Raw genomic sequence first — 18,730 nt, 5'->3', positions numbered from 1 at the left:
TCCCGTCAGCGCAGCGCCTCGATGTTCGCCTGGCCGCCCTTCACGAACGGGAGGACCGTCTCGTAGCGGGAAATCCTGACGCGCACGAGGCATGGCCCATTCTCGGCGAACGCGCTCCGCGCCCATTCCCCGTCGCAGTCGGCATCGACGGCGCGGATTCCGAATCCCTCCGCGATTTTCACGAGGTCGGGGCGGTTGAGGAACGTGCTCGCGCTGTAGTTCCTGTCGAAAAGATACTCCTGCTGCTGCCTGACCATCCCGAGGCATCCGTTGTCGAGGACGATGACCGTGACGTCGAGGTTCAGCTCGCCGAGCGTCGCAAGCTCCTGTATGTTCATCATTATCGAGCCGTCGCCAGAGACGCAGACCACCCTTTTTCCCGGGGAAGCGAGGGACGCGCCAATCGCGGCGGGAAGCCCGAACCCCATCGTGCCGAGCGAGCCTGACGTGAGGAGCTGTCTCGGACGGCGGACGGGATAGAACTGGGCAGTCCACATCTGATGCTGTCCGACGTCCGTCGTCACGACAATATCATCCGCTCCGACCCCGAAAGCAGACGCGGCAGCCGGAATGTTCCGGATGAATTCCCGCGGGTTCCTGAACGAGCAGCCATCCTTGACGCCGCAGCCGCGCCTTCCGCAGCAGTCCGACTCGTCGCAGCTCATCGGGTGCGTAACCCCGTCGTCGCCCTTCATGCCGGCGCAGAGCGAGAGCCACGCGCGGCGCTCGTCGGAACGAAGGACGCCGGAAATCGCATCGTTAAGGCACGAGAAGGCGAAGGCGCAGTCCTCGACAAGCGAGCATCGCGACGGAAGAATCTTGTTCACCTCGGCGGCATCGATGTCTATGTGGAGAATCCGGGCGCCCGGGCAGAACTTCGACACAACGCCGGTCGCCCTGTCGTCGAAGCGGGCGCCCGCGGCGAGGACGACATCGGCATCGTGCATCGCCCTGTTCGCGGCGACGCTTCCGTGCATTCCGACCATGCCGAGGAAATTCTCCGACTCCACGGGAACGACGCCGATTCCCATAAGCGACGACACCACGGGCGCGTCATAGAGCGAGAGGAACGTCCGAATCTGCTCGGCGCTCCTCGGATTGTTCGCGCCGCCCCCGACATACAGGACGGGGCGCGACGCGGAGGAAAGGACGGACGCGAATTCCTCGATGACGGAAGAGACCTTGCTGTCGTCCGTCTTGAATTTTATGCCTTTGTGGTTTCGCGCGTACTCGTCGTAAATCCGCCTGAAGCAGGTGTCGAAATCATCGGGAACCTCGGCAAGCTCCGCCTGCACGTTCCGCGGGACGTCGACAAGGACAGGCCCGGGGCGGCCGCTTTCGGCGATGGCGAACGCGAGCGGGATTGCGTGGACAAGCTCCGAGGCGCTCTTCACCATCATAGAATGTTTCGTTATCGGGAATGAAAGCCCGAACGTGTCCGCCTCCTGGAACGCGTCCGTACCGATGAGGCTGAGGTTCACCTGCCCCGTTATCGCGACGACGGGAATCGAGTCGCACCGGGCATCGGCAATCGCCGTCAGCAGGTTCATCGCGCCGGGACCACTCGTCGCCATGCATACGGCGGCCTTTCCCGTGACGCGCGCCATCCCCTGCGCTATGAAACCGGCAGCCTGCTCCTGGCGCACGAGCACGTGGTTGATGCCGGAACGGGCAAGCTCATCGTAAAGAGGAAGAATCGAGCCGCCGGGAATTCCTGACACGGTGCCGATTCCGTTCTGCTTCAAAAGCCCGATTATTATCTCCGAGCCGGTAAGTCTTCTCAATTTTTCACCCCTGAAAACAAAGATTGGAACAGCCCGCAAGCGGGAACGCCAACCGAGCCGCAAGCGAGAGCCGTATTTTCAGATTCTACAAAATAACGTGACAAATTGGAACGGAATCAAAAAAAGGAAGCGCACAAAACGCGGGAGCGCCATCACTGGAAAAGGTCGATGTTGCGCCTGTTCCAGGTGAACGGGTTGTACTTCTCAAGCTCGGAAATCTCCTTCCAGCGGAAATTCACCTTGCTCGGCGGGAAAAGCGGCTTCGGAAGCGGGCGCCGGCGCGCGTTGTTCTCGTCCACGGCGGCGAGCAGCTCATCCCGCGTCCCCTCCCCCGGAACCTTCACGAGGTACGGCACCCCCAAAGCGCATATCGTCCTGTCGGAATCGAAAACCGCGCCCGACGGCATCGAGACGGTCTTCTCTATGTTGCGGATTTTCGTGCTCCGCCCCGTCGTGCATTGGTAGACGTCATTCCCGATTCTGAGGAATTTCCCTACGGAAAAAACGCTCTCCCCGTCGGAAAAGCTCGCGGCATCACCCGAGAATTCCATCCCGCTCTTCCAGTAGCGGAGCCTGTAGACATCCTCGCTCCCGTCAGCGCGTTTGTTGACGAAGAACGAGCGCACCTCCTTCTTGAACCGCGGCGGCGAAATCGTTATGCCGTCCGCATTCGAGGCGCACCGCCAGAATTCGCCGCGCTCCCCCTTCCCGTCCGTCCAGACGCCGCCGGAAGAGCCACCTTCAACGGGCGTGCTTACGAGAAAGTCGAGGTACAGCTTCCCGTCAATCACCGCGACGGGGACGACAGCCGATTCGCCGCGGAACGTTTTTCCGCTCCCGCCGGAAACCGACGGGTACGAGAGCGTAAGCTCGTAGACGCCTGCCGTTTTTGACGGATTCTCGAAAACGGTCCTGCATGAGACGGAAATATCCTCGGGAAGAGCAGATTCGGCGTCGTTCGTGTCCCTCGTCCGTATCTCGGAGAATCCGGCGCCCTCCGCGGCCCTGTCATCGTACCATCCGTAGAAAACCCTGAGCACGACGGCAAAATCGAACGAGCCGCCGTCACCATCCTCGAACATGACGAGCCTGTCGTCGCCCTGCCATATCCCGCCAAGGATGCCGCCCGAAAAAGCGAACGCATTCATAAATGCGAGCGCGAGCAGAAAAAACGTCCTTTTCATAGAAAGATTATCGGAATGCTCGGGGAGATTTTTCTATGAATTCTCAAAAACAAAAAACCGATAATGAAACCATGAAAAAATTACCATTTGTTTTGCTTTTGTTGCTCACGGCAGCATCCGCCACGTTCGCGGAGGAGCTGTTCAAGTCAAATGTCACCGCCTCATACTATGCTGATAAATTCCACGGCAAGAAAACGTCGAGCGGAGAGACCTTCAACATGTACGCATTCACGGCGGCGCACAAAACGCTTCCGTTCAACACAATCGTCAAAGTCACGAACCTGGAGAACGGCAAATCCGTCAACGTGCGCATAAACGACCGAGGGCCGTTCGCGGAGGGGCGCGAAATCGACGTCTCACGCGCCGCGGCCGAGAAGCTCAACATGCTCTCCACGGGAACCGCGCAGGTCTCCATCGAGATTGTCCAGCTCGGCGAGGCTGAGTCGACGGAGACGAGCGTCGCGCCTTCCGCACCTGCCGCGAGCAAGGCGCGCTTCGCCAACGCCCCGAACAAGAAGTGGGACATCCAGCTCGGCGCGTTCGCGAAGCGGGAGAACGCCGAGGCGCTCGGGCAGAAGCTCGTCGACGCGGGCTTCCAGAACGTCGTGTTCCAGAAGACGAGCCAGGTCACGCGCGTCGTCATAAAGGACATCGCGACGGCGAACGTCCAGGACGTCCTCACGGAGCTTGAGCGCAAGGGCTTCACGGACTACTTCGTGCGCGAGCGCAAGGCCGATTCGGTCGTCACGCCACCGTCGTCAAGCTCGGACACATCGGTCGACGCGAAATAAAAAGCATTCGGAAAAATGAGGGCCTGCTCTATTAGATGCAGGCCTTTCTTTTTTGCTTTGCCCGTGATAACACGGAGGAATCCTGTCATGCCGCAAAAAACTGCAACTTGCAGTAGATTGCGGACGGGGGAAGTTAGTCGAACAGCGACGGATTCAGCTTTTCCCACTCGTCCCAAGTGAGGTACCAGTCTGAGTCCGTGTCGTTTACAGGGCGGTAGTCGACGCCGAGCGACAAAAAGTGCTTGCGGGCGCAGAGGATTTTCCGCTTTTCGTTTGAGTGCCAGAGCTTGTCCAAATCTTCCGTTCCTTTTGTCTCGCGGACGGTCTTCTTTTTCTCGTGATTCGGCATTCGTAAAATCGCCCAGTCGGGGTTTGTAGTTCTGAATCATCTTGGGCATCCGGATTTTGTATTTCGGAGGGAACTTGAAATACAAAATCACATCGCCGTGGTTTTCTCCTGCCGTGTTCAAGCGTTCGACAAAGTGCCGCTCGACATTTGAATCGACCTGAACATAATCGTAGATGGTTCTGGATTCATCTGCCGGAACAAGTTCTTTTGACGGGAACTCTTTCTCTTCGGGGAAGAGCTCGTCTTTTTTGTCGTGGATGTCCATGTAGCCGCCGGTCGGGGTATATTCGATTTCTTCGACAATGTGGTTGGCAAGAACTTCTTTGAGCGTAGTGATGAATAGCCTTGAAAAACCTTCCGGGTTCTTGATGAATTCCATCTGGACTTTCTCATCGCATCTTTTGAAGATTTCGATGATTGTTTTTCGGGTCAAGTTTGTCGCGTCCGATGCGCGCTGGAAGAGATTGAACTTTGGAATGTCGATGTCTTCCAGTTCCTTTTCACTCGCCTTTTTGCCGCTGCCAGTCTGGGCTTCGAGCGTCCATTCGTCCCCAACAGTGAAAACATCATCGCCGTCGTCGAATTTGATTTTGGAATACTCAAGGTGTCTGGTGTTCAAATCGACCTTGCTCACTTTTATCCTCTTCAACACAGAATCTTCAGAACTCAACGACATTCCTTCTGAAAGCTGAATCGGGGATTTTTCTTCGTTGCCCTCTGTGTCTTCTTTTGAGAACAGGCAGTCTACCTTTCCGCTCGGCTGGAAAGCCGTGATTTCGATTTTATACTTTGTGCGGATGAATTTTCCGTGCGTTGTTACGATTTGAACGATTTCCTGGAATTTCAGCTTGTTGATTTCTTCGACAGCCTTGGCAATCAGTTTTTCCGTGTCGATTTTGATTGTGTAGTCCGTTTCCTGGCTCAGTTCGTTCCAGAGATTGTTGAAGTCAGCGGATTTGAACTTGTCGTTGCGTTTTGCCGTCTTGTTGTCGCGGGCGTTTCCAATCTGTTTCTTGGTGATGCCGTCAGCTTCGCCGTATTCAGTCTGCAATTTTTCCGCATACCGCTCGTAGCTTTCGTTTGCGATTACGGTGAGGACGTTCAAATCGTGGTTGTGGATGCGCTCGCCCTTCTGGTTCACAGGAAGTCGCAAACCACGTCCGATTGTCTGTCTGCGGTTGTTCTCTGTTGTAATTTCGCGTAAAGCGCAAATCTGGAAGACATTCGGATTGTCCCAGCCTTCTCTTAATGCAGAGTGCGCAAAGATGAAGCAGACTTTTTCTTTTAACGAAAGAAGCTGTTCCTTTTTCTTCATGATGAGGTTGTAGGCAGCCTTTTTCGCCTCTTCCAGATTTTTCTTTTCCGCTTCCTTCAATTTTTCGTTTTCATCGATTTCGAGAAGCTCTTCCTTTTTTGTTTTGGAATTCTTGTATGAAGCAAAATAGGCGGCGCGCACTTCTTCGGCTTTCAAATCTTTCCAGTCAGGGTCGCGTCCTTTGATTTTGTCGAATTCTTCGTCAAAAAGATTCTTGATTATCGGGTCGTCTCCCTCGTAGCTTGCGACCCTGTCCACGAAGAAGAGCGAAAGGACTTTCACGTCGCCGTAGCCTTCTCTCTGCAGCTTTCTCTTCTGCTTTAGATGCGCTTCGAGGGTGTTCCTTATCATCTCGCGGAAGACTTCTTTTTTTGTGAGGGAAGCGCAAGAAGTTTCGTTCACCGCATACGGAAGGCCGTTTGAAAGGACAACGCATTCCTTATTCTTGTCGCCGTCTTTTGGAACACAGCGGATGTCTTCAATATAGATTTCTTTGTAGGCGGGATTCTTCGTCGCTTTTTGGAGCTGGTCGCCCACGGAGAATTCCTTTTGCTCAAGCTTCAATCCTCCGCCGCTCATCACCTGCACTTCGAGGACGCATTTGATTTTCTTTGAGACATTGCTCACGCTCACGACTTTGATGTAGTCCTCTTGGGCGACACCGGACTGCACTTCGTCGGTTCCGTAGATTTCGATTCGCTTTACGAGATTTTTCTGCAGGGAATCGAACGAGCTCAAACGGTAGAGTTCGTTCGGTGAATCCTTGCCGGGCGTTGCGGAATAGCGGATGGCGCACAGGGGCCGCAGCGTTCTCAAAGCGGCGCGGCTCGTGTCGCTTGAGTAGTTCTGGGATTCGTCCAGAATCAGGATTGGGCGCGTCATCTGGATGTAGTTCACTGGAAGCAAATCGCTTCCGGGCAGTTTGTCCGTTGACTTGTAGATGTTGTTGGACGCTTTGTTGAAAGAGTCGATTGTCATCAGCAGAATCGAATTGTCGGTTAGGGAAGCGAAATTCTTGCAGATTTCCGGGTGGTTTCCGTCGTATTCGATGATTTTGCTCGGTACGGTTCCCGCGCTGAACATGTTCTGGAAGTGCTTCCGTGTTGCGCTGAATGTGTTCAGCACTCCTTCGTAGATTGCCACGCTCGGAACGATGATGATGAATTTCGTGAATCCGTATTCTTCATGCAGCTTGTAGATTGTTTTGAGGTAGACGTAGGTCTTTCCGGTTCCGGTCTCCATGTTGATTGTGAACTCGTCGTATTCATGGAAGTCGAATCCTTTTATCATGTCGCCGCTGTTCTTTTCCGCCAGCTCGGAAAGCCGCGCTTTGTCAGCCGGAAAAAACTTGCTCCGCACATTGTTCACGTTCTCCAAGAGTTCGTACGGCTCAAAAACTGTGTCCGTCTCGCAGTTGGGAACGCAATCGACTTCCTCCCCGTTCGTGAGGGAATAATCGACGCTCTCCCTCCTTGAAAGCCCCTCGAAAACACCGCAGACCGCATCCACCGCGTCCCTCTGGTAGTCCTGGTTGGGGTCAAACTGAATCTTTACAGTTGAGAATTGAGAATTGATAGTTGATGATTTGTTTTCCATTTCGCTCATATTTCTTCTTCCATAATTTTCAATTTTCCATTTTCAATTATCAATTACTTTAAGTTTTGAACTTTTAACGATGGAAGTCAGAATCTTGATGATTTCCGTGTTCTCTTCGTAAAGGTCTTTCACTTGCGTTTCTTTTACGATTTCGCTTTCTGTCAAAAGCTCAATCCAATATGCAGTTTCGTCCGCTTCCTTGAGTGCAATGCTCATTTTGCTGATGAAATCCGCCTTGCTTTGGGCATTCTTGCTCTCACGAACATTCGCCCCAATGCTCGTCCCGCTTCGCAAGACTTGTTTTGAAAGCACGAACTCTTTCTTTTCGTCACAGAGATATTTATAAAACTTCACAATCCGCACCGCAAAAGCCTTCGACTTCTCCTGAATCACACCTTTTTTAGTTGAGAATTGAGAGCTGACAGTTGATGATTTGTTTTCCATTTTGTTCATATTCCTCCTACATAATTCTCCCTTCTCCCTTCCCAATTTTCAATTCTTCATCCTCAATTCTCAATTTTCCACTCTCCATTTTCCATTATCTAAATCGTCTCAATCCTTCCTTTGTCCGAAAGCTGTAGTTTGAGCTGGTCGTCGATTGCGCTGTCCAGGCAGATGAACTTTTCTCCGTCGTCCAGATGCAGGTTCTTCGCCGTTTCCCCGCTGATTTTTTCGTCGAGGCAGACGAACATCGTTTTCTCTTCGTCCTGGTCCACAATCTTGAGGACTTCGTTCTGTGTGTATTCTGTGCATTTTGTGATTGCGGAGTCGAGCACGAAGCCGTGGCGCAGGCAGAGTTCCGTGATTACCGACGACTTCCTTTCTCTCCAGCCTTCCGTGAGAGGCTCCTTCTCCGCCTGCGCGAACAAGTCTTCGAGCGCCGACCTGTCCGTTCCGCTCACGTTCTCGAATTCCGTGAAATTGGACTTCGCGAGACGGTAGACTTTGAAACCAACGTCGATAGTTGAGAGTTGAGAATTGTCAGTGGAAAGTTGAGAGTTGACAGTTGATGATTCTTTTTTTGAACCGTCATTCTGAACTTGATTCAGAATCTGTTGACCAGCACGTCGAATTCTTTCTTTTCCGATTTCGCAGATGTTATAGGGCTTTTTTAGTTTTTCTAGAAGGTTTATTGCATTTTGGGCAACTTTTTTTGATTTTTCAGATTTTGAGCCATCAACTTCAATTTTAACTGGCAATTGAACCAGTATGAATTGTCGATTCATGTTTTGCGCAATATTTGCTAGAAAGACAGAATGAGCGGTTGTTCCCGAGCCTGAAAAGAAATCAAGAACAATATCATTGTCTTTAAGACCTGCAAATCCAATCATTCGTTGAATTATCTCTTCATCTTTTGGATTTTCAAATATTTTGTCGTCCATTAAGGTTGCTAGTCTCTTTGAAGCAGCCCTACCATCTTTATAAAAAACACTATAAGGAACTGAATATTCTCTATCCTTCAAATATGATTTTAAAGTTGGAACTCCATTTTCATCTTCTCCAAATTGAACACGACCTTGCTTTATCCATTCTTTCATGTTTTCTTCACTTGTAAGCCAACCGCGAGAAGGAACCTTGACGGGCTTGTTTGTTATGGGATGTAAAATTTCGTACTTAGGTCCGCCACCACCGGGCCATGAGATATTGTCAGGGAAAAAAATTCCTTTTTCATCAACATGATTATAATGTGCATGGTCTTTCGCAGGATGCCCGTTTGGTAAATTTTTATACCAATCTTTCAACCCTTTTTCAATTTTTTTTATATCTGTTCCATATTCTTTTTTCAGTTTTTCATATTCTGCATAAATATCGTCAAGACCATTTTTCTTTTCTCGCCAAATTATGTTATTTTCTGCTATATATGAACTACTTTTAAAATAGCAAAGAATATACTCATGAGAAACTGAAATATGCTTTGAGTCGTTTTTCCGTCCTGCCGACCATATCAAAGAACTTACAAAATTCCCTTCCCCGAACACATCATCGCAAAGCAATTTCAGATTTGCCTGCTCGTTGTCGTCAATCGAGATGAAAATCACGCCGTCATCCGTCAAAAGCTCCCTTGCCAGCTGCAACCTTGGGTACATCATGTTGAGCCATCTTCGGTGGAACTTTCCGCTGCTCTTTGGGTTGGCAACGAGCATTCTTCCCTCGTCGTCCATCTGTCCTGTAAAGCGAAGGTAGTCTTCCACAGGTTCCAGATAGTTATCGGGGTAGATGAAGTCGTTTCCTGTGTTGTAGGGCGGATCGATGTAAATCATCTTCACGCGGTTCTGGTAGCTCTTTTTGAGAGTCCGCAAGACTTCAAGGTTGTCGCCTTCGATGTAGATGTTGTGGGTGGTGTCCTCGTTTACGCCGTCGCCTTCCACAGGTTCAAGTGTTCCGGTCGCTTCTTTTCTGGCAAGCCTCTTCGCCTCGTTCTTTCCCGGCCAGTAGAGACCGTAGTAGCCGTCCTCTTCCGTTTCAAGTCCGCAGGCTTCTTTCAATGCCTCCACATTCAAGTTACCGTCACTGAAAAGTTCCGGGTAAAGCTGCTTCAACTTTTCAAACCGTTCGTCCTGGCAGTCTGCCCTGAGGTTCAATTTTTCTATCGCCATTTTCTTCTTCTCCTTACTGTTCCTGTAAATTGCCGTCGATGAAGTCTTCGTTTTCGTCTTTGAGCGGAAGCATGTACTCGAACATCTCTCCGCGTTTTTTGATTCCGTTAGCTTTTCTCACATATTCCGAGTAGCTGTCGCAGCTGAACCGGGCGTCGCAGTTGCGGCAGACGTGGACAGCAAAGGGATATTTAAAGCCCTTCTTCTTTTCTTCCAGCGTTTTTAGTGGTGGAGGGCTGAACTGGTGCGTCTCAATCTTTTCAACGACTTCGCCAAAACCCTGAATCATCCGGGCGACTTCCTCTTCCTCGTATCCGATTGGAATGAGTGGCTCCCATTTTTCCAGTTCCTTTTCCACCACAGGACTTTGCGAAAGACCGTTCTCTTCCATGTCTTTGATTGCGTTGGTCAAATCCTTTGGAAGCGGAGTCGCGATGATTGCGGTGTCGTCCACCCGGTTACCCATCAGGTTCTTCCAGATGTAGGCGTAGACATAGAGCTGCTCGCGGTATGGCTCAGTATCCGCCTTGATTCTCTCCGGGTCGTGCGTCTTCAGGTCGTAGAGAATCGTCCTGTCACTCTCTTCCACGATGTCCACAACGCCTTCAATACTGAAAGGAAGCGACAGGTTCGGAGTCTTCTGCTCCGGCAGCGTGAGCTTCACTTCGCTGTCGGTGATGCGTTCCATGAGGGCGCGGTTCTTCTTCCAGTAATAGAGCACTTGATTGAGAGCCTGCCGCCTCAATTTTCCGTCGATGGCGTGGCCGCCGTTCTCTTTTAGGTAATTGTAGTTCTCGTAGAATGCCCTCGTGATTTCCGCCGAGACTTCTTTCGGGTCGGCGTTCAGCATGTCGAAAACGTCTTCTTTTGTAACAGTCATCTTTTACATCCCCCTCGCCACGTTGAACATCTGCTGCAAATCGTCAATCGATTCATGGACGAGAGAGCCGAAGAACATCGTCTGGCTTCTGGACGGAACAAAACCGAATCTGTGGAAGACCATGTAGTTTCTGGGACAGTTCAGATACGGAAGATAATCCGCCGTGTAGCTGTAGATTTTCGGCATGGCATCGTCAGTTGGCTTTGCTTCTGGAATTGATTCAACTTCAAGGTCTTCCGGTTTTGAAAGCTTTGAGTTTTCGAACAATTGAACGAAACTCGTGTGGTTGTCTGCCCTTGCAGAGCCGTCTTTTTTTGTTTCCTGACAGATGACCATCAGGTTTTTCGCTCGGCTCAAGGCAACGTAGAACATTCGAAGGTTGTCGTAGTTGCTTATCATGTCCAACGGCTCTGCGTTCTCGCTTTTTCGGAGCTTTCGAACCAGTTTGTCCATTATGCGGGCGTCTCCGTCTTTCTTGTTCACGCTGCCCAAAACGACCATCGGGAATTCCAATCCCTTTGACTGGTGAATCGTGATGAACGGCACGCGGCCTTTTGGAAACGGGTCTTCTTCGTCTTCGTATTCCGTTTCGCCGCGGTTGAAGAGGGCGTAGAGGTAGCTGTCGAAGAAAATGTGGTTGAAAGACTCGCGCACAAAACTTCCTCCGCTCAAAATGGAAAGGTTGTTTTCCATGAACGTGGAAAGATACTGCGTTATCAATGCCAAGTTGTACATCGGGCCTTCGTCTTCTCCCGACTCCGCCTTCTTGAACATCTCTTTAAAATGGTCAAAGCATGTGAAGCGGTAGAACAAGTCGAGCACAGTCCAGTCCAGAGAACTGCATCGGGCAAGGACGTAGTTGACTGTGAGGGGCGTTCCTTCCTTCTTCTTCTGGATGATAAATTGATTCAGCCTTTTTCCGGTGAGGAGCCGTGCGACGGCCGTAGGAAGCCCCCTCGTCTTTGCCAGCTTCGCCGTTATTGCAGGTGTCGCCTCTGTTGTGCCGTCAAACGTTCCCCCGGAAGTTGCCTCTCCAGAGCCGACTCCGTAGAAGAATTGATTTTCGCTTGAGAGAGCGTCCAAAAGCATCTTGTACACTGCAAGGGAATTCTCTTTTTGTTTTTTGAGGTCATCGATGAATTTTTCAAGCAGCGGGTCGCCGTCAATCATCTTCTCCGCAAAATTTTCGCAGTTTGAAAGCCACACATGGAATTTTTCTTTGCGGTTCTTGTTCTTCTTGTCCTCATCGATTTCGTCAATCTTTGGCTCGAAGACCTTTATCATCAAGCCGAAAACTGCAAGACACTCTTCTGTATAAAGAAAGTTGTATGCGCGTGGAGCGTAATGCGGGATTCCGAGTGATTTCAACGCTTCGGCGAATTCTCGGACGCTCGTGTTTGCTTCTCCGTTCGACCTCAGGCTTGGAAAGAGAATCGCGCACTGGTTGTAGTCCGTAATCTTTCCCTTTGTCTTCATCTCTTTGATGAGATCCGCGACTTCTTCCGCCAGAGTCTTCTTGTTTCCACAAATGTGCACTACGGATGTTCCCGCGTCTTTGCTGTGGGCGACAATGTTCTTGTCCAAGCGGTAGCTCGTCTTCTTCTTTCCCGGCTTCCAGTCTCCGCCTTCGATGTAGTGGGTGTAAGTATCGACGATTTCTTTTCTGGAGCGGTAGTTGATGTTCAAGTCGATTCTCTTCGGTTCAACGCCCAGATAGTTTTTTGTCTTTTCTTCAAAGAAGACGAGATTCTCGACCGTCGCGCCGCGGAAGCGGTAAAGTGCCTGGTCGTCATCGCCCACGACGCAGATGTTGTGCGTCTTTTCCGCCAGTTTGAAGTAAATCATCTCCTGAATCGTGTTCGTGTCCTGATACTCGTCCACAACCACATACTTGATGTACTGTTCGATTGTCGTCGATTCGCAGAGATAGTCATAGGCCGCCTGCTGTAGAGTTGAAAAATCCACCCGAGCAGAGCCGTTCTCGCCCAGCATCTCCCTGTACTCCAGATACATTCTGAACATCGCCTGCTCAAGTTCGTCATCTGAATTCAGTTCTTCCGCCGCAAAATTTTCTTCTGTCAGTCTTCCGAAAAACGAAATCAGGTTTGCCGCACAGTCGGAGCGGGACCAGGTAACGCCATACGCAGTTGAAGAAAAATATCCGTTGATTCTGTGATACAAATCAGTTCCGCTTTCGCCCAACTGTCCCGCGGCCAAGATTCTTTCAAAATTGCTATGATTGTAGACAAAGAGGAACTGGTTCAAATCATCCATCAAAGCTAGAGCGCGCTGCCGTGTCCTTTTGGAATTCAAGTGCCTGTCGACAAGAAGTTTCTGGCAAAGAGAATGAAGCGTTCCGATGTACATCCTGCCCAAATCGTAAGGCTTTCCCGTATGTGTCGAAGCCAGCGACAAAAGACTCTGCAATCCCTGCTTCAATTGAAGGGCTGCCTTTTCCGTAAACGTCGCCAAAAAGATTTCTTCCGGCTTGATGTTGTGGAAGACTATCAGGTTCACAGTCCGCCACAGTATGACGCGTGTTTTGCCGGAACCCGGACCCGCCGTCAAAAACAGAGGACCTTCCAGCGTCATTATCGCGTCTTTTTGGCTTTCATTGGGTGTGAAGCCGTATTCTGTGAACAATGTTTCAATCGTAAAGTGCTCAGACACGTTTTGTCTCCAAAATGTGATAAAAATTACTAACTTTTTAATGCAAAAGATAACAGATTTTAATCATATCATAAAATTGGTAACTGTGAGTAATCAGATTGAAATTTTTCTCAATTAAAATAAGCGTATGAAAACATACGCGTCTGATTTTATATCTAACTTAATCTATTACCGTGAATTACGCGGCTATACGCAATCGGTTCTTGCAGGATTATGCGATAGAACAAAGGGAAATATCGGCGTCATCGAATCTGGAAAATCGGCTCCGTCGTTCGAGATGATTCTGAAAATCGCCGATGCTCTTGAAATCCACCCCGCCGACCTGTTCCTCCGCAACGCAAGTGCAACTCGTGACGATGTGCGAAAATTCTTCGACGAAGAACTTTCCGTAAAGATGAAGGAAATGGTTGAAAAGAAATTTCCTGTGGCGGAATGCGAGGAGTAAAAAGAGTATTTGCCGTGGGAAATCGGCCAGTTTACCCCATAGAGCTCGCCGCCGTTTTCTTTAAGCGCAAGGAGCTTGTTTTTTTCGATAATCTGATTTTTAGCGTCGGAAAATTCATTCGGGATTTTTCTTTGATTATTGGAAAGCCTATGTCCGGATTTCCGGTTCAATGTGACAAATCAAAGATTAGCAAAGTCTCGTAGCGGATGCCGTAAGTCTTCTTTGCGACCTTATTTTATTTACGGGCAATTTTTCCGCCTGAGAAAGCGCTTTGAAGCCTGAAAAAAGACGGGCATCGGTCTTTTCTGCCCTATAGCGCACGCATCCCCAAAAACAGCCACCACGAAAAAAAACGCGCCCAAAAAATCCCAAGCGGATTGACCGGGCGCGCATCAGTCAGTTCAAGTAAAATCTATTTATGATAGTGAGTGCCGCATTGCACAATTTTCGCATCAATCGGCCTCAATCAACTCATGTTCGGTAAGCCGCCCTTCCCTTGCCTGCCTTATCGAATCCCTGAGCCAAGCCTGATTTTCCTCGCTCCAAAACGGGTCAGAACGGGAGTCGTCAAGCGCGACATCGAACGGAATCCGCCTTTCCCTTATCACTTTCTTCGCAAAAATCTTGAACGCGCTTGTGATTGAGATTCCAAGCTGCTCGCATATTTCCTCAAGAGAACGCTTCTCTTCGCTGTCCATTCTGAAATTTATCATCGCCTGTGCCATATCATGTCCTTTTGCCTGCAAATATACGATTTTTGCCAGTGCCTGTAAAGCAAACATCTTATCACGCATATAAAAAACAGGCACGCGGCAAAAAAAACGCGCCCGAAAAAATCCCAAGCGGATTGACCGGGCGCGGCATTTTTCAACAAACTGCGAATTTCAGAACGAGAACTTGTCGATTTCCTTCGTGATGTTCTTGACGGAATCCTTGTTCCGCTCGGCCTTGTCCTTGACGATTTCCACAGTCTCGGAGAAGTTCCGTATCACGGCCTCGGATTCGTTCATCGATTCGGAGATTTTCCTTGAGAAATCGAAGACCTTATTCACGTTCTCCATCATGAGCTTTGAATATTCGGCCTGCTTCTGGACGAGCGTCGTCACGCTGTCAATCTGGCGGCTGATTTCGTCGGTGGCGTTCTTCGTCTGCTTGACGCTTTCAGACTGCATGTCCATCGACTCGGAGATTGTGGAGACGACATTCTTCTGCTGGTCGATTTCCTCCTCGATTTTTCCGAATATCTCCATCGTTGAAGCCATCGATTTTGAAGAGCTGTCCACGGCGTTCACGATTTCCGTTATCAAGTCCTTGATGTCCTTCGCGGATTTCGACGACGACTCGGCGAGCTTCCTGATTTCCTCGGCGACGACCGCGAATCCAGAACCGGCTTCTCCCGCATGGGCCGCCTCTATCGAAGCGTTCATGGCGAGGAGGTTCGTCTGGCTCGCAACTGTCTGGATTACCCTTATGACATCGCCCATCATCCTTGACTTCTCGCTCACGGTGTTGACGATGCTCATCGTCTTGTTCACTTCCTCGTTTCCCTGCTTTGAAATCTCGGAAAGCCTCAGGGAGCTGGACTCGGCCTTGTCTATCATCTCGTCGATTGAACGGAGGTTCTCGCTCGTCTTGTTCATGAGGCTGACGTTCACCTTCGCGGCATCGAATTCCTTCTTCACCGCCACGTCGATTTTGTCCGCGTCCGAAGAAAGATAGACGATTCCGTCCTTGAGCTGGGCCAGAATCTGCCCTTCCTCGTCGATTTCAGAATTGAGGTTCTTTATCGTGCTGAAAACCTGAGTGACGCCGGCCGCGGACGAATCGGCAACGTTCTTCAACTCGTTCGCGCCCACGTCCACGTTCGAGGCCTCGGACGTGAGGTTCTTCAAATGCACCTGCAGCAAGTCCATCAAGGCGTTTATCTCGCTCTCGACAACACCGAAGTCGTCGAAGGCACCTATCGAAAGCCGCTTCTGGATGTTTCCGGTCTCGGTGAGGGTCTTCACCTGGTCCACGGTTATCTCGAACCTCGCGCGGAGCTGCTTCAATATGAGAATGAGAAGCGGAAGCGTCATTCCAAGCGAAATCGTTATGGAAATCGCGGCGTTCGAGAAGAACTGTTCTGTAGAAAGTCCGTTGCGGACGGCTCCATAGCCTGAGCAGAATATGTGCCAGCCGGTCGCGAAAATGCAGGTCGCCACCGTCCTGAAAAGAGAGCTTGTGAAGGCGGAAGTCTTTATTCCGTCGGTGCTCGTGATTCCGAGTTTTGAAAGCTCGCTCCTGGCGCACGCGTTGAAGCAGTCCACCGCGTATTCCCTCGCCATGAACGCGTAGACCGAAGTGAGCACGAGCATGATGACCATCTCTGTCGTCGTGTAGTGGAGGATTCCGAGGCTGACCTTTATCAAGACCGAAAGTCCGTTCCCCGTGAAGAAGCCGAGCAGGAGCGAAACCGTGGAGATTCTGTTCACCACACGCATTATGGCGGCCGCCCTCGTTTTCTCTTCGAGAGTCAGCGGACGCTCCTCAACGTCCTTGAGCATTTTCATGAGGTGCTTCATCTTGCTGTAGACAAGAGCTACGATAATTATGGAGAGTCCCGCGGCAGGAATCAAAGTCGTGCCGATTCCTGAAATCCATTCCTGAAAAGAGCTTCCTTTTATCTGCATGATTTGCAGGTACGAAAGAAGCGGAATGCCGATTACTGTCGAAATGCAAAAGAATATTGAATAAAGCGAAAAAATGTTCATAGATTAATCATCTCATTTATTCACATTTTTTTACATAGAATGTAAATAATTTTTTCCGTCACGCTGAGCAAAAAGTGTCATGCTGAACTGTATTTCGGGTCAATCGCTATATCGGATTTGTAAAGTTTTTTGGTTCGACATTTTATTACCTCTTTATTCTATCACATTCTTCCAGAAAGAATTTTGCATATATCAGCCATATTCTTTGCTGCAGACATTGTATTTATTAGAGAAATCCAATTCTGCTTTTGCACAGGCGATAAAGTCATATCTTCTAAAATAGCTTGCTTCACAAGTTCAGCAGATGCTGTTTCTAAGCATTTGTTTGATATATATTTGTATAAGTCGGTCATAAGACTTCACTCCCTATTTATTCAGAATCTCTTCTGGAGATGCCACAGAATTGTTTTTTATGATATTCCTAATTTTTTCAACTTTTATATACTGATTAAGTATAAAATTATTAATAGATTTTTCGTTTGGCATATTCGCAATCAAATCTCTAAGAAATACTGTAGTAACAAATTGTAATTTTGAAATATAAAAATTAAGTAATGTTGTATCGTACGAAGCCTTATGAACTATCTGATTTCTTTGACGATATATCATAAGTAATTCATTTTTTATTGTAGGCTCAATCGCATTTATTGCATTTGTGAAAGTTTTATTGCTTTTGTAAAACTCAATAGTTTTATTTAGTTCTTCATTAAAGATACAATTGTCAGTACATTTTCCAAATTTATTCAAAAGATTGATGAAATCAAACAATGAAAACCCATTTTTTGAAGATGTTACAATATTTATTTCTTTTGAATCTTCTGCTGATAACAAAATTCGGGAAACTCTTCTCGAATTAACAACATTTACTGATGTAAAATAATGCTGAAAACTATCGTATATACTCCAGCCACATGAATAAAAATAGCGAAAAATAAGATAATGTTTCAAACAATCAGAAATTTTTGAGAATTTTGTTTTGTCTTCATTTTCCTTAGAAATTTTTATAGAGACTCCAGAAAAAACATTTTCTAAACTAATCCAAAGGTTTAATAGTTTTTCTTCCTGATTATCAGACTCAATTCCTTTTCTATAAAAGTGCAATGCATCTTTTATTGCCTTATTGTCTGAGCCTGAAATATTATCAAATAAGTTTTTATAGATAACCGAAACGTCTTTTTGGCTATTATTTCGTATTCTATCTATACTTAAATCATAAAGAGATTTTGTATCATTTGACCCAGAATGAGAAACAATGTTCATTGATTCATCACAAATAAAATATTCATCGGAAAAAATTTTATAATCAGCCTCTGTTCTGTATAAAAGTTTTAAGTAATCACAAATTTCGGAAACCTGTTTTTTTGCAATATTAACTCCAAATAAGGTATCCTTACAAAATACTTTCACAAGTACATTTGAACCTATTTCATAATTTGCATTATGAAAGCATTCTTCATTTGAAGTAAAACCTTTGAGTTTTTTAGATACAAGCGGATTATAAAATGTTACATCATCGAAGGTTTCTTCTTGCGAAAGGTGTAACCCACTAACATAAAAAACAACATATTGATATTTTTCTTTTTGTGTTAATATTTCAAAAAGCCGAGAAAGTCTATCATCAAAAGTTAGGTTTTCCATCTCATCTTTTAGAATTTTATTATGTTCCTCTGGATTTTTTATAACAGATTTGTATGGATATGATGTAACTAAATGCTTACCATTCGGATAATCAATTTCAGAATAGGACGAGAAAATCTTATCACACAAATTTGAAATTGTTTTTATTTCAAATTGCCTATATATAAATTCAAAAATAATAACTGCTGCGCTTTTTTTTATTTTTTCTTTATCTTTCTTATCAAAAATAACCTGTTTTGTTTTTCCTTCCAAATAAGATACGAATTCATCTTGCATAAATTTTTCTTTGATTTCATATGCGATTTTTAATAGAACATCTTTATTTGGATTTTTGAGTTCATTTACAAGCATATTCCATAAAGCCTGCAACTCCGCCGTGAATAAAAAATAAAAAGATTTATGTGTATTTGCAGATTCTTTAAAATAGTTCAAATGTTTAGAATTATCTTTCTCATTTATACTAAACTCTATAATTATTTCATTTATAAGAAAATGAGGAGAAGTTAATGTATCATAAATAGTTGGATTTGATAATTTTGAACAAAAATACTCCCAGCAATCTGTAAAGTAAATTAATTCCTCTGAAGGATTTTCAGAAATAAAAAAAGACCAATCTATCATTTCTCTTACCTCGCTAGCATAGTCTTTATCTGGCACAATTTTTGGTGGCGAATAAAAAAAGCATCATTAGCTTCTCTCAAAGTTGTATTATATCACGAATTTTAAGT

At 47.4% G+C, this 18,730-nt stretch carries 13 protein-coding genes; 2 read left to right on the top strand and 11 right to left on the bottom strand.

Annotated elements, in window-relative coordinates; translation table 11 throughout:
• Positions 1-5: 5 nt before the first annotated feature.
• Positions 6-1,784: a biosynthetic-type acetolactate synthase large subunit gene (gene ilvB / locus TRESADRAFT_RS13145; RefSeq protein WP_002706317.1), complete on the bottom strand. Its 1,779-nt coding sequence runs from the start codon at positions 1,782-1,784 to the stop codon at positions 6-8.
• A 152-nt stretch (positions 1,785-1,936) separates the two neighbouring features.
• The gene (locus TRESADRAFT_RS13140; RefSeq protein WP_002706316.1) at positions 1,937-2,968 is read right to left on the bottom strand and encodes a hypothetical protein; all 1,032 of its coding nucleotides are present in this window, start codon (positions 2,966-2,968) and stop codon (positions 1,937-1,939) included.
• A 71-nt stretch (positions 2,969-3,039) separates the two neighbouring features.
• Here TRESADRAFT_RS13140 and TRESADRAFT_RS16845 point away from each other — a divergent pair, with 71 nt between their 5' ends.
• Positions 3,040-3,759 carry a septal ring lytic transglycosylase RlpA family protein gene (locus TRESADRAFT_RS16845; protein ID WP_141607416.1) on the top strand — a complete coding sequence of 240 codons (720 nt, stop codon included), beginning with the start codon at positions 3,040-3,042 and terminating at the stop codon, positions 3,757-3,759.
• On the opposite strand, the gene TRESADRAFT_RS13130 is transcribed toward TRESADRAFT_RS16845, so the two are convergent.
• From TRESADRAFT_RS13130 to TRESADRAFT_RS13110, 5 genes are all read right to left on the bottom strand, one after another.
• Positions 3,678-7,028 carry a DEAD/DEAH box helicase family protein gene (locus TRESADRAFT_RS13130; protein ID WP_002706314.1) on the bottom strand — a complete coding sequence of 1,117 codons (3,351 nt, stop codon included), beginning with the start codon at positions 7,026-7,028 and terminating at the stop codon, positions 3,678-3,680. The genes TRESADRAFT_RS16845 and TRESADRAFT_RS13130 overlap by 82 nt on opposite strands.
• Positions 7,029-7,061: 33 nt before the next feature.
• The gene (locus TRESADRAFT_RS13125; protein WP_141607414.1) at positions 7,062-7,463 is read right to left on the bottom strand and encodes a four helix bundle protein; all 402 of its coding nucleotides are present in this window, start codon (positions 7,461-7,463) and stop codon (positions 7,062-7,064) included.
• 98 nt (positions 7,464-7,561) lie between these two features.
• On the bottom strand, positions 7,562-9,616 hold the full coding sequence (locus TRESADRAFT_RS13120; RefSeq protein WP_002706311.1) for a site-specific DNA-methyltransferase: 2,055 nt from the start codon (positions 9,614-9,616) through the stop codon (positions 7,562-7,564).
• 13 nt (positions 9,617-9,629) lie between these two features.
• On the bottom strand, positions 9,630-10,496 hold the full coding sequence (locus TRESADRAFT_RS13115; protein ID WP_002706310.1) for a PD-(D/E)XK nuclease family protein: 867 nt from the start codon (positions 10,494-10,496) through the stop codon (positions 9,630-9,632).
• Between the two features lie 3 nt (positions 10,497-10,499).
• Positions 10,500-13,166: a UvrD-helicase domain-containing protein gene (locus TRESADRAFT_RS13110; RefSeq protein ID WP_002706309.1), complete on the bottom strand. Its 2,667-nt coding sequence runs from the start codon at positions 13,164-13,166 to the stop codon at positions 10,500-10,502.
• A gap of 127 nt (positions 13,167-13,293) precedes the next feature.
• Here TRESADRAFT_RS13110 and TRESADRAFT_RS15780 point away from each other — a divergent pair, with 127 nt between their 5' ends.
• Entirely contained in the window at positions 13,294-13,611 is a 318-nt protein-coding gene (locus TRESADRAFT_RS15780; protein ID WP_002706308.1) for a helix-turn-helix domain-containing protein, read from the top strand.
• Between the two features lie 452 nt (positions 13,612-14,063).
• Here TRESADRAFT_RS15780 and TRESADRAFT_RS13100 read toward each other — a convergent pair whose 3' ends face one another.
• The 4 genes from TRESADRAFT_RS13100 to TRESADRAFT_RS13090 all read right to left on the bottom strand — a co-directional run bounded on the left by TRESADRAFT_RS13100 (position 14,064) and on the right by TRESADRAFT_RS13090 (position 18,659).
• Positions 14,064-14,336 carry a type II toxin-antitoxin system RelB/DinJ family antitoxin gene (locus tag TRESADRAFT_RS13100; protein ID WP_002706307.1) on the bottom strand — a complete coding sequence of 91 codons (273 nt, stop codon included), beginning with the start codon at positions 14,334-14,336 and terminating at the stop codon, positions 14,064-14,066.
• Positions 14,337-14,495: 159 nt separating this feature from the next.
• Complete coding sequence (locus TRESADRAFT_RS13095; RefSeq protein ID WP_002706306.1) at positions 14,496-16,364, bottom strand: methyl-accepting chemotaxis protein; 1,869 nt, start codon at positions 16,362-16,364, stop codon at positions 14,496-14,498.
• Positions 16,365-16,525: 161 nt separating this feature from the next.
• A complete protein-coding gene (locus tag TRESADRAFT_RS16110) occupies positions 16,526-16,717 on the bottom strand; it encodes a hypothetical protein (protein WP_141607412.1) in 192 nt (63 codons plus the stop codon).
• Between the two features lie 13 nt (positions 16,718-16,730).
• A complete protein-coding gene (locus TRESADRAFT_RS13090; RefSeq protein WP_141607410.1) occupies positions 16,731-18,659 on the bottom strand; it encodes a hypothetical protein in 1,929 nt (642 codons plus the stop codon).
• Positions 18,660-18,730 lie beyond the last annotated feature (71 nt).

This window comes from Treponema saccharophilum DSM 2985, from assembly GCF_000255555.1.
GTDB classification, from domain to species: domain Bacteria; phylum Spirochaetota; class Spirochaetia; order Treponematales; family Treponemataceae; genus Treponema_D; species Treponema_D saccharophilum.
This window is presented reverse-complemented; position numbering and strand designations above follow the sequence as displayed.